The 12,922-nt window shown below is 43.9% G+C and carries 11 protein-coding genes; 9 read left to right on the top strand and 2 right to left on the bottom strand.

Translation table 11 applies throughout. The features are described 5' to 3' along the window. Nucleotides 1-13: 13 nt before the first annotated feature. A complete protein-coding gene (locus DWY63_RS17250; RefSeq protein ID WP_117761353.1) occupies nt 14-478 on the bottom strand; it encodes a DUF2752 domain-containing protein in 465 nt (154 codons plus the stop codon). Continuing rightward, complete coding sequence (locus DWY63_RS17255; protein ID WP_022462919.1) at nt 444-1,259, bottom strand: MurR/RpiR family transcriptional regulator; 816 nt, start codon at nt 1,257-1,259, stop codon at nt 444-446. Before DWY63_RS17255 ends, DWY63_RS17250 begins: the two co-directional genes overlap by 35 nt. A gap of 242 nt (nt 1,260-1,501) precedes the next feature. Between DWY63_RS17255 and nagA the strand changes: the two genes are divergently transcribed. The 9 genes from nagA to DWY63_RS17300 all read left to right on the top strand — a co-directional run bounded on the left by nagA (nt 1,502) and on the right by DWY63_RS17300 (nt 12,764). After that, nucleotides 1,502-2,611: an N-acetylglucosamine-6-phosphate deacetylase gene (gene nagA, locus DWY63_RS17260; RefSeq protein WP_055225779.1), complete on the top strand. Its 1,110-nt coding sequence runs from the start codon at nt 1,502-1,504 to the stop codon at nt 2,609-2,611. Between the two features lie 34 nt (nt 2,612-2,645). Further along, nucleotides 2,646-3,386: a glucosamine-6-phosphate deaminase gene (gene nagB, locus DWY63_RS17265; protein WP_117761352.1), complete on the top strand. Its 741-nt coding sequence runs from the start codon at nt 2,646-2,648 to the stop codon at nt 3,384-3,386. A gap of 461 nt (nt 3,387-3,847) precedes the next feature. Further along, nucleotides 3,848-5,830, top strand: coding sequence for a methionine--tRNA ligase (gene metG / locus DWY63_RS17270; protein WP_117802696.1), 1,983 nt, complete (start codon nt 3,848-3,850; stop codon nt 5,828-5,830). Between the two features lie 315 nt (nt 5,831-6,145). Further along, nucleotides 6,146-6,823: a DUF3990 domain-containing protein gene (locus DWY63_RS17275; protein ID WP_117802697.1), complete on the top strand. Its 678-nt coding sequence runs from the start codon at nt 6,146-6,148 to the stop codon at nt 6,821-6,823. Beyond that, nucleotides 6,804-7,451, top strand: a complete 648-nt coding sequence (locus tag DWY63_RS17280; protein WP_055220951.1) for a helix-turn-helix domain-containing protein — start codon at nt 6,804-6,806, stop codon at nt 7,449-7,451. Before DWY63_RS17275 ends, DWY63_RS17280 begins: the two co-directional genes overlap by 20 nt. 118 nt (nt 7,452-7,569) lie before the next feature. Next, nucleotides 7,570-8,184, top strand: coding sequence for a hypothetical protein (locus DWY63_RS17285; protein ID WP_158568388.1), 615 nt, complete (start codon nt 7,570-7,572; stop codon nt 8,182-8,184). 455 nt (nt 8,185-8,639) lie between these two features. Further along, entirely contained in the window at nt 8,640-9,923 is a 1,284-nt protein-coding gene (ltrA, locus tag DWY63_RS17290; RefSeq protein ID WP_117802699.1) for a group II intron reverse transcriptase/maturase, read from the top strand. A gap of 305 nt (nt 9,924-10,228) precedes the next feature. After that, the gene (locus tag DWY63_RS17295) at nt 10,229-12,016 is read left to right on the top strand and encodes a helix-turn-helix domain-containing protein (protein WP_117802700.1); all 1,788 of its coding nucleotides are present in this window, start codon (nt 10,229-10,231) and stop codon (nt 12,014-12,016) included. 127 nt (nt 12,017-12,143) lie between these two features. After that, the gene (locus DWY63_RS17300) at nt 12,144-12,764 is read left to right on the top strand and encodes a hypothetical protein (RefSeq protein WP_055268443.1); all 621 of its coding nucleotides are present in this window, start codon (nt 12,144-12,146) and stop codon (nt 12,762-12,764) included. Nucleotides 12,765-12,922 lie beyond the last annotated feature (158 nt).

The raw sequence follows: 12,922 nt of genomic DNA on the forward strand, positions 1-12,922 counted from the left end.
GTAAATACCCCCTTTAATTAAGATAGAACCATTGTAGCACGCGCCCGAGAGAAGGGTCAATAGAAAGGAGCGGGTCGTGGTAATAAATGCGCCAGGCATAAACGGCGAGAAGCAGCACGACAAGCACCGTAATGATCCCCTTTTTAAAACGCCGAAGTCCCGCCGTCTGTTCCGGCCCGAAGAAGAGCCATATCCCTGCGGGCAGTACGGCATAGACGAGCGGATGCATCCGAAATGCCGCCCGAAAATGACCGGAGAGCATTAACAGTACCGCGCGGCTCATTCCGCAGCCCGGGCAGGAAATGCCGGTGGAAAACCGGATCGGACAGCCGATGCCTGTGAGGGTGATGAAGGCGACGTAAACGCCGAGGAGCAGGCAGAAGAAAAAGAAATCGCGGCAGCGTTTCTTCAGAAAAGAAAGATACGCGCTGCCGCGGCCGGGATCACGTTTCATGGAGTTTGGTGACGGCGTATTCATATAAAGCCTCCTTGCGCTCGCTGTCGGTCGTGAGAAAATGCGAGTACAGAACGTCGATCATAACGAGAATCGGGAACTGCGGAGAGATTGCGCCGCCGTTTTTCAGATGCTCTTTGACCGCAAGCAGCAGGACTTCATCGCAGAAGGCATCGTAATCGCTGGAGCTGCGGGAAGTAAAGAGAATGGTAGAGGCTCCCTTTTCCTTTGCGGCTCCGAGCGCACGCAGCACCTCCGGTGTCTGTCCGCTGACGGTAATGCCGATTGCAGCGCAGCTCTCATTGAGCAGAACGGCATTCATTTTCATGATGTGAATGTCGGTAATTGCTTCAATATCCACGCCTGCAAGCATAAAACGCAGCTTCATTTCCTGGGCGGAAAGTCCGGAGCTTCCAAGACCGTAGACATACACCCGACGCTTCGAAGTGAGAATATGGCAGATGCGGTCAATCTGCGCGCGGTCGGCGAGCGAGTAGCTTTTATTCAGCAGCTCCTGATACGTATTCAGCACCTGTTTGATGTGATCGTCCGTGCCAGGCAGTGCGGCGTTTAGACCTTCCTGGTAACGGTAGACAAATTCGCGGTAGCCCGTGTAGCCGCATTTTTTCGCAAAGCGGGAGAGCGAAGCCTCCGAAACATAGAGCAGTTCCGAAACGTGGCGCGCGGACAGATCCGACTCGTCGGTATTATGAATAAAAAAATCTGCTACCGTCCGTTCCAGGGGAGTGAACGAGGGATAGACAGACTCAATGACAGGAATAATCGATTTTTCAAAGTGTTCCATGGAACGTAAGTCCTCCTGGTATCTGTAAATATCTGAAAAAAATTCAGATCAGTTCTTGCTTTATTGTATCACAGGCAGAGTGGTGAATCAACTTTCAATTGTGTGTGAATTGCACGGGAAAGCGGGCGGAAAAATGGAAAGAACTTTAATGACGTGAAAGTAATTTCTAAAATATAAAAATAGTTGAAAATAAAATCAACATAAATTATAATCAGAACAGATCAAAGAAAGAAGGCAAGACAATGATTATCAAAAACGGACGTGTATTTCAGGAAGACGGAACGTTTGCGGAAAAAGATCTTTATATAGAAGGAAAACGTTTCGTTTCCACAAAAGAAGAAGTGATCGATCAGGAAGTGATCGATGCGAAAGGCATGATGGTTCTGCCGGGACTGGTTGACGTACACAGCCACGGCGCTGCCGGACATGATTTTTCAGACGGAGACGTGGAAGGTTTAAAAGAGATCCTGCGCTACGAGAAAGCGCACGGCATTACCTCTTACTGCCCGACATCCATGACACTGCCAAAAGACGATCTGCTGAAAATCTTCGGAACCATCGAAGCAATCAAAGATGAGCCGGAAGCAGAAGTGATCGCCGGCGTCAACATGGAAGGACCGTTCATCGATCCGATCAAAAAAGGCGCACAGGCAGAGGAGAACATCGTGGCTCCGAACGCTGAGTTCTTCCGCGCATGCAATGCGGCGAGCGGCGGAAAAATCCGTCTCGTAACCCTGGCCCCGAATATGCCTGGCTCACTGGAATTTATCAAAGAGGTTTCCGATGAAGTCATGGTTTCCATCGGCCATACAACAGCAGATTATGACACCGCGCTGGCTGCCATGAAAGCAGGAGCACACCATGTCACCCATCTGTACAACGCCATGCCGCCGTTCGCACACCGTAACCCTGGTGTCATCGGCGCAGCATTTGACGATTCGGAGTGCCGCATGGAGCTGATCTGCGACGGCTATCACATTCACGGTGCTGTTGTCCGCGCGACCTTCTCCATGATGGGAAGTGAACGTATGGTTCTCATCAGCGATTCCATGATGGCAACGGGAATGCCGAACGGAACGTATTCCCTCGGGGGACAGGCTGTCTGGATGAAAGACGGAAAAGCGACCCTGACCGACGGTGAGACCATCGCGGGTTCCGCTACGAACCTGTACGACTGCATGAGAAAAGCAGTTTCGTTTGATATTCCGCTGGCAGATGCCATTTTTGCGGCAACAAGAAATCCGGCACAGAGCATCGGTATCTACGATGAAGTAGGATCCATTGCACCGGGCAAAAAAGCGCATGTACTTCTGGTGGACGACGAACTGAACCTGAAACAGGTTATTATGTAATTTATTATATAGAAGAAATTTGGAGGAAAAACAAATGTTATTAATTGAAGCAAAAGATTACAATGATATGAGCAGAAAAGCAGCAAACATCATCTCCGCGCAGGTGATCATGAAACCGCACGCAGTGCTCGGCCTTGCAACCGGATCTACCCCGGTCGGCGCTTACAAACAGCTCGTTGAGTGGTACAACAAAGGCGACCTTGATTTCGCAAATGTCACCAGCGTAAACCTGGACGAGTACAAAGGACTCTCCCCGGAGAATGATCAGAGCTATCGTTACTTCATGAACACCAACCTGTTCAATCATGTCAACATCAACAAAGAGCGCACCTTCGTTCCGAACGGGCTGGAGCCGGACAGCGAAAAAGCATGCGCAGCTTACAACGAAATCATCCGCAGCGTCGGCGGCATTGACCTGCAGCTTCTTGGACTTGGAAACAACGGCCACATCGGATTCAACGAGCCGGGCGCAGCATTCGAGAAAGAGACACACTGCGTTGACCTGACCGAGAGCACCATTCAGGCAAATAAACGTTTCTTTGAAAAAGTAGAGGATGTTCCGACCCAGGCATACACCATGGGAATCAAGAACATCATGCAGGCAAGAAAAGTTCTGCTGATCGTCAGCGGCGAAGGAAAAGCAGAGATCCTCGACAAAGTTCTGTACGGACCGGTTACTCCGCAGGTTCCGGCTTCCATCCTGCAGCTTCACAACGATCTGACAGTTGTAGCAGATGAAGCAGCAATGTCTGTGATCAAAGCAAACCACAGATAATTGTTACGATGAATGAAAAGTCCGCCGAATGGGGAGAATATGAAAAATCCCCGTACGGCGGGCTTTTTTGCGGTTTACAAATTGATGTAAATGTGTTAGCATAAAACCAGTGCATAAAAACAAAACACAGTGACGAAGAGAGTACATCTGCATGTGCGAATTTACAGAGAACACCCCCGAAAACCATTCCGGTTTTGCAGGCTGAGAGGGGAGGAGGAGCGGCAGATCGAACATGGCTTCCGAGAGGCGCACCGAACCGTGAAAACAACAATCTGAAACGGTAAGGCTGCGACAGGTTCCGCCTGTTACAGCGGAGAGGTATAGCACATGTACCTGCAGAGGTTTCTGCTGTGAGGCAGGGACGAAAAGAAGTGGTATCACGGGTAAACAAACCTGTCTTCTTCCGACTACAAGAGAGCGGAATAAGGCAGTTTTTTTATTTGAAAGGAGAAATGAAAGCAATGGAAAAAATCAGACCGAAATATTATATCACCACGGCGATTGCCTACACATCCGGCAAGCCGCACATCGGAAACACCTACGAGATCGTACTCGCGGACAGCATCGCCCGCTTCAAACGTCAGCAGGGCTACGATGTATTCTTCCAGACCGGAACCGATGAGCATGGCCAGAAGATCGAGCTGAAAGCAGAAGAGGCAGGTATCACGCCAAAAGAATTCGTAGACAACGTATCCACTGAGATCAAGAGAATCTGGGATCTGATGAATACGTCCTACGACAAATTCATCCGTACCACCGACGCCGATCACGAGGCACAGGTACAGAAAATCTTCAAAAAACTGTACGATCAGGGAGATATCTACAAAGGATATTATGAAGGCCTTTACTGTACACCGTGTGAATCCTTCTTCACCGAGTCCCAGCTTGTAGACGGAAAATGCCCGGACTGCGGACGCCCGGTTACCCCGGCAAAAGAAGAGGCATATTTCTTCAAAATGAGCAAATATGCACCGAGACTGATCGATTATATCAACACCCATCCGGAGTTCATCCAGCCGGTTTCCAGAAAGAACGAGATGATGAACAACTTCCTTCTTCCGGGACTGCAGGATCTCTGTGTATCCAGAACCTCCTTCACCTGGGGAATCCCGGTATCCTTCGATCCGAAGCACGTTACCTACGTATGGCTGGACGCACTGACCAACTACATCACCGGAATCGGTTATGACTGTGACGGAAACAGCTCCGAGCAGTTCAACAAGCTGTGGCCGGCAGACCTGCATCTGATCGGAAAAGACATCATCCGTTTCCATACCATTTACTGGCCGATCTTCCTGATGGCACTCGATCTGCCGCTTCCGAAACAGGTATTTGGTCATCCGTGGCTGCTGCAGGGCGACGGCAAGATGAGTAAATCCAAAGGAAACGTGATCTACGCAGACGATCTGGTAGACCTGTTCGGCGTAGACGCTGTCCGCTACTTCGTTCTGCACGAGATGCCGTTTGAGAACGACGGTGTCATTACCTGGGAGCTGCTGGTTGAGCGTATGAATTCCGACCTTGCCAATACTCTTGGAAACCTGGTAAACCGTACCATCTCCATGAGCAACAAATACTTCGGCGGCGTTGTGACAAAGACCGGCGCAGCAGAAGAGGTGGATGATGATCTGAAAGCAGTCGTTACCGCAACAAAAGCAAAAGTTGCTGCAAAGATGGAAGAGCTGCGTGTGGCAGATGCGATGACCGAAATCTTTGGTCTGTTCAAACGCTGCAACAAATACATTGACGAGACGATGCCGTGGGCACTGGCAAAAGACGAGGCAAAGAAAGATCGTCTGGAAGAGGTTCTGTACAACCTGGTAGAGAGCATCACCATCGGCGCATGCCTTCTGGAGTCCTTCATGCCGGAGACTACCGAGAAGATCCTGGCTCAGTTGAATGCAGAGAAACGCAGCTACGAAGAGCTGGATCAGTTCGGACTGTATACATCGGGCAATCAGGTAACCGATCAGCCGCAGATCCTGTTCCAGAGACTCGACGTCAAAGAGGTTATGGAAAAAGTAGAAGTGATCCAGGCAAAACAGAAAGCTGCTATGGCTGCTGCATCCCAGGAAGAGGAAAAAGAAGAGGAAGCAGTGATTGACCTTGAGCCGAAGGAAGAAATTACTTTCGAAGACTTCGGAAAAATGCAGTTCCAGGTAGGTGAAATCATCTCCTGCGAGCCAGTGAAGAAATCGAAAAAACTCCTCTGCTTCCAGGTCAAAGTCGGAAGCCAGACAAGACAGATCGTCTCCGGAATCAAAGCATATTACAAACCGGAAGACACCATCGGAATGAAGGTTATGGTCCTGACCAACCTGAAACCGGCCAAACTGGCAGGAATGATGTCCGAAGGAATGCTGCTCTGCGCCGAGGACGCCGAAGGCAACGTATGCCTCATGACCCCGGAAAAAGCAATGCCGGCGGGTGCAGAGATCTGCTAGAGCGGAAAATAGAATAGAATGAAAGTTGAAATCCCTTTCCATGCGTGATGTGTGGGGAGGGATTTTTTGTGTTTAAAAAAGTTAAGGAAAACGTCATGCAAAGATTCTGACTTTTGCCATATAATGAAGAAAAGTTGCAATGAATTTAAATTAGAAATTGAAATATCTGCCGATTTGCAAAAAGGAGGATGCTTATCCAATGCGTCTTATATCCCCATAGCTAAAGCAAGGGGTTTTACGACGCATTGGATAAAATTTTTCTATTTATTGTTTTTGTACGCCTTTAGAAGTATAATTTGAAGCAGAGGTGGTAAAATGAAAAAAACAGTTTATCATGGTTCGGATCATATTATTGAACGGCCGAAATATGGTTATGGAAAAATTTATAATGATTATGGTGTTGGATTTTACTGTACAGAAAACCAAAATATGGCCAAAGAATGGGGTGTCAGTACGGATAAAAATGGTTACGCAAATAGATATGAGATTGAATGTGATGGATTGAAAGTTCTCAATTTGAATATGCGCGACTATACAATGCTCCATTGGCTTACGATTTTGTTGGAAAATCGAGAATTTGATGCATCCACACCGTTGGCGGCAGAAGCAAAAGAATATTTGCTACAAAATTTTCATCTTGATTATGAAAAGGCAGATATTATCATTGGATATCGTGCTGACGACAGCTATTTTTCTTTTGCAGCGGATTTTATTAATGGTGCAATTTCTTACCGTCAGTTGAGTAATGCAATGCGTCTGGGAAAACTGGGCCAGCAGTTTGTTTTAAAAAGCAGAAGAGCATTTGAACGTTTGGAATTTACAGGGTATGAGATTGCAAGTGTGCAGGAATGGTATAAGAGGAAAGCATCCCGTGATCATATGGCGCGTCGGCAATATTTTGATCTGGAACGAAACCGCCGTCAGCGGGGTGATTTATATATCACCACAATTTTAGATGAGGAGATGAAACCAGATGATCCACGCTTACGATAAATTATATCTTTCTGTTGCACAAAAAAATCTTGCCTGCATGCTGGATTATATGGTCAATGATTTAAAACGGCCGTTGGAAACTGTATGGCAGTGGTTTTGTATGAGTAATACAGCGTCACGGTTTGAACGAGGTGACTGTTCTGTGGTAGCGGGAATGTCGGGAGTTGAAATTGCATATGAAGTATTACAGGAAGCAGGGGAACCAAAGCCGGAACAAGCCCCCTCTTATTCTTACGATCGCAGCCCTGAATATTGGACAGGCTGGGCGTTGGCCTATTATCAGTGGAGTACCAGTTTGTCTTTTGCGGAAATAAACCAGGCTATTCCTGTAACTGAAGTGCGAATGCTCTACACGCCATATCATGAAATGGATGTTCGTCAGTTTGTAGATAAAATGAATGAATTATATCGTGAAGCAAAACCGGAGACAAACTTGAAAGAATTGCGTACTTTTGCAAATCTAAGTCAGAGTGAACTGGCACAGCAGGCAGGTGTTTCGGTTCGGACCATTCAGCAGTATGAACAGCGAAGAAAGGATATTAACAAGGCGCAGACAGAGACCTTGTTGAAGATTGCGCGGGCATTAGTATGTACGGTAGAAGATCTGGTGGAGAAAGTTCCAACTTGATAAAATGAATAAAAAGTTTTTTGTTCAAAGTTTCAGAAAACGTCATAAACTATTTCAGGCGTTTACGCTATCATGAAAATATAAAAATGGTATCATGGAACATTCATACGAGACGGGGGTGAACAAAAAAATGGTCTTTTTTCGAATGCTGCATTCCGATTTCAGCAGAATGATAAAATCGTGGAAATTTTATCTCGCAATTGCCTTTATTGCCGTACTTACCTTCCTGAGCATTTACCCTGAAGCAGCAGGATCAGGAGGAAACTGCTCGGTTTATTATCTGGTGAATGCGCGCGGCGGTGTAAGTGCATTTCTGGTGACGAATACAATTCTTGTCGTATTGCCGTTCGCGCTCAGTTACTGGGAGGATGTGCAGAAAAATTATATCAACTGTATTTTACCGCGGGTACATAGCAGCGTTTATAGTTTTTCCCATGTGTTAATGACGGCTTTCGGCGGCTTTCTGGCTGTGTTTTTGGGATATTCGCTCTGCTTTGGGCTGATGGCGCTGCGGCTTCCGCTCATAACATCCGATGAGGTCAAAGCATCGACAGAAACGATGCCGTTGATGGGATATGACAGCCTGCTGCTGCATGCACCGATGCTTTACTTTGCTATGGGTAAAGAATGGGAGGGTTCCATACTAAAGATAAATTATAATGCATGGAATTGCCTTGATTTAGGGCAATTCCATATTTTAGTTTGCGCGCCATGGGCGCGCTCTAACGGGTGAAAGTCCCGAACACGCCTAGGCGACAAGGAAGTGTATAGCTGAACAGCAAGGGTGTCTATCGTAAGGTAGAATCTGAAGGAAGCTGTAAGCAAACTCTTGGTCCGACGGACAGAAATCACATATGAGGCTAGGTTCCGCTTGGTAAGTCTGCTAAATAAGACAAAGCCGTAAAGTTGCCGTTTGTAGGAACCGAGTAAATGTGGCGGATATATGAGAGGAAAGAGCGTGCACCTTAAGCGTGGAGGTCTCACAGAGGTTTCATTAGCCTAGTAACAACGAACTGTGAGAAGTCAGCCGAGCCCATAGTAGCGAAGAAGTCTCTGTAATGGAGATGGAGCGAAGGGGCGAACAATCAATAAGTTTGAGTATGTCTCGTATTGCAGAAATGACAACATCTGCCGTAACCAATCGGGAAAAGGGTGGTCAAATCAAGCGAGACGGAAAGGAAAGAACGCATGGACACAAGTAGTCTAATGAAGCAGATACTATCCAGCGATAATCTCAACAGAGCATATCTGCAAGTCGTACGAAATAAAGGTGCCGAGGGAGTGGACGGAATGAAGTACACAGAACTTAAAGAACATCTTGTAAAGGACGGCGAAATTATCAAGGAACAGTTGAGGACAAGAAAATATAAACCTCAACCAGTACGAAGAGTGGAGATACCAAAGCCAGACGGTGGTGTCAGAAACCTGGGAGTACCAACAGTAACAGACAGATTCATACAGCAAGCCATTGCACAGGTCTTAACACCAATCTATGAGGAACAGTTCCATGACCATAGCTACGGATTCAGACCGAATAGATGTGCACAGCAAGCAATCCTAACAGCACTCGAAATGATGAATGATGGTAATGACTGGATTGTAGACATTGACTTGGAAAAGTTCTTTGACACAGTAAATCATGATAAGTTGATGACTATTATTGGTAGAACGATTAAAGATGGAGATGTCATCTCTATTGTTAGGAAATACCTAGTCAGCGGAATTATGATAGATGATGAGTATGAGGACTCTATTGTGGGAACACCGCAAGGAGGAAACCTTTCGCCGCTACTGGCAAACATCATGTTGAACGAACTGGATAAGGAAATGGAAAAGAGAGGGCTTAATTTTGTACGATATGCGGATGACTGTATTATCATGGTTGGAAGTGAAATGTCTGCAAACAGAGTTATGAGAAATATCTCACGATTCATCGAAGAGAAACTAGGGCTCAAAGTCAACATGACTAAGAGCAAAGTAGATAGACCAAGTGGACTTAAATACCTTGGGTATGGATTCTACTTTGATTCAAGAGCACATCAGTTTAAGGCAAAACCGCATGCAAAATCAGTAGCGAAGTTTAAGAAAAGAATGAAAGGACTCACCTGTCGTAGTTGGGGCGTCAGCAACAGCTATAAGGTAGAGAAGCTCAATCAGCTTATCCGAGGTTGGATAAACTACTTCAAGATAGGTAGTATGAAAATCTTATGTGCGAAATTAGATGCAAATATTCGGTATAGACTTCGTATGTGCATATGGAAACACTGGAAAACTCCGCAGAATCGTGCAAAGAATTTGATGAAGCTTGGAATTGACAGGATTACAGCATACAAAGTTGGTTATTGTTCAAGAGCCTATGCTCATGTATGTAGCTGTGGTGCTGTAAATATAGCAATAACAAACAAGAGATTAGCCTCATTTGGACTAATCTCAATGTTAGATTATTACACCGAAAGGTGTGTTACATGTTAAGTTGATTGAACCGCCGTGTACCGAACGGTACGCACGGTGGTGTGAGAGGTCGAAAATTCCTCATCAAGAGGAATTTTCTCCTACTCGATTTTTAAAAGAAAAATATGAAAATAAATTCAAAGCATATTATACGTATGAAAAAGGGAAAAATTACACTTTTTTACTTATAAAAATAGAAAACGTGGATTTGTATAAAAATCAAATTAAAATATAGTGATAATTTCTCTTGCTGTAAATACAATTTTAAAATCATAATAAAAGTCACAAAAAATAACATAGAAAAAGGAATCAGTAAAGGGAAACAGATGCAAGGAATTGGTCAATTACTATGGAAATTACGAGAGAAAGAAGGAATACGACAAAAACAATTATGCCTGGGTATTTCTTCTGTGTCAAAATATGCAAGAATTGAAGCAGATCAGCAGGAAATTGATTTTTTTCTGATTGATCGAATTATGGGACGGTTGGGAAAATCGGTGGAGAGGCTCACTTATATATTGCCAAGGGACATTTACAATATCTATGAATTGCGTCAGGAGATACAACAGAAAATTTGTCAAAAAAAATGGGAAGAAGCAAAACAATGTCTGCTTGAATATGAGAAGAATAAAAGAGCAAAGGAGCCGCTGCATCAGCAGTTCATTGAGCAGGAATATGCGCAGATTGCATGGCTTCGTGGTAAATCAGTAGAGACAGTATGCGAACATTTGGAAAAGGCAATTGTACAGACAATGCCAGAAGCGGAAATACAGAGAAAGACAGGGATTTTAAGTGCAGAGGAATACAAACTTCTGCTATTTCGATGGGAAGTCTGTTTTGGTACAGATCGTGAACGAGGAGAGAAAGAACTTCAGGAGTTAGTAGAGGAGATCTTTCAGAAAAACTTTGAGAGGACAGAACGAGTAAAAGTAATTCCATATGCTGCATTGTTAATAGAAAAAACAGCCCGAGATGGAAAAGCGGATACTTATTTAAAATTGATAACAGAAACGGCGTTAGAAAACTTGAGAGAAGAAGGGAAACTGCTTTATATGCCGGAAATTCTGGAGCAGTATGCGCAGATTCTGGAAAAAGAAAATAGTAACGCAGAATTTATTGGGTTGCTGCGACAGGAACGTGCAAGCCTTCTGGAATTGGAAAGTGATTATAAAGTTTCTTTTAAAAATTACCGTCTGTTTGACCATGTGGTTCGGAATTTCGAGATTGATGCAGAATTGATACGTCGAACAAGAAATGCGGCAAAACTTACACAGGAAGGACTGAGTGAAGACATTTGTGCGCAGGAAACATTGGCAAGAATCGAAAACGGAAATCAGAAACCACGAAGCGGAAATCTACGTCAGATGATGGAGAAGATGGGAAGGAGTGGGGATAGAATTGAGACGGGGATTCAAGTGGAAGAGTATGAGACGCTGGAGTTGAAGATTGAATTTTCGAAGTTTATTCATCGAAAAGAGTATGGAAATGCAGAAAAGGTACTTTCAAAAATTGAAGAAAAATTAGACTGTAATTTGAAGAAAAATTACCAATATATTGAAACAGAAAGGGTAAAAGTAAAATATAAGGAAAATGCAGAATATACGGAACAATTTATAAAACAATTAAAAGAATTACTTGCTATGTCACTTAAAGTTGAAGAAGGACAAAAAATGGAATATGTTTTAAATACAGAGGAAGTTAGTATTTTGACAGAAATGGCATTGATTTATTGGGGTGAACAGAATTATAAAGTAGCATTGGAAATATATCAATTTTTAGTGGGACAATATGAAAAAAGTTTTATTAAACCTGTATTTCACATCTTAGATTGGGGTATGAGTATGGGAAATTATGGGATGGCGTTGGAAGAATTGGGATATTTTGAAAAAGCAATAGGTGTCTGTCGAAAAAGAATTCGACAGACATTATTTGCCGGAAAAGGAGGATCATTGCACACTTCATTAATGGTTGAGGCTTGTATTTTAGAAGCACAAAAAGATGTAAAGTGCAAGAAATATTTTAAACAGGATTTAGATCTTTTAAGATTATATAAGATGCAAACAAATTATAAATTAATGGAAAGTTATGTCAAGACAAATAAAATATTTGATTAACTTTGACCACCATCAGGATTTGTAGGAAGAGATGTTGTTGTAAATGGTGGGGTAGGTGAAGAAGGATTTGGAAGCGAAATTGTAATCCAAAGTAAAAGCAGAAACAAATGCAGAATTAAAAAACAGAGTGTATGAAGAGGTTTTAAACAATCACATCACGAATGAAAGTGACGTAATTAAGGTTGCAATTGAACAATATCAGGAAAAACAGATGAAGACCCGCGCCATTGATGCAAAGCCGGATGATTATTTGTCAATCACACAGGTAGTGGATGAAAATGGCAGCGAGCAGGATATTATTTCAACGGGTTTGTTGATTGTAGACGAGCATCAGCAAAGAGTAGCAATCACTGATATTGTAAGCAATACGGGGCAGCTTAGCCAGTACAGCATTTATGCAACCATGAAAGTATCCGTGACAAATGACCGTCAGGCATTAAAGGTACGAATTAATTGGTTTGAAACAACACTGAACTACGGAACCTCTATGAAAGCAAGTAGTTTAATGCAGACATCCAAATATTCACCAGAGGTGGGATTCCAGTATGATGATATTACAAAAACAATTTCAAATCCTGCTGGAGGAACCCCATATCACTATACTCCAAATAATACGCAGATGATTACATATTCGACTTTAGAGTGTGGACGGTCCTGTCGTTCGTATATTAAAGCTGGAACCTCAAGTTTGAATATTGCTTATTGTGTTATATCTTCAGCCCCGGGAGGCCGCTGGGAGAGAGCTTAAGCAAAACTCGATTATCAGAACAAGCGAACTAATTGAAAATAGACGCTCCCCTTGCGTTATAGATACTAGGGGAGCGTTTTTGAAAACTGCGCGTCGCATTCTCGTTACTTCAGCCTGCAAATAAAAAGTCAATACTAAAATTGAAGAAAGTTAAAAAA

It is taken from the genome of Blautia sp. AF26-2 (genome assembly GCF_003460955.1).
Taxonomy (GTDB): domain Bacteria; phylum Bacillota; class Clostridia; order Lachnospirales; family Lachnospiraceae; genus Fusicatenibacter; species Fusicatenibacter saccharivorans.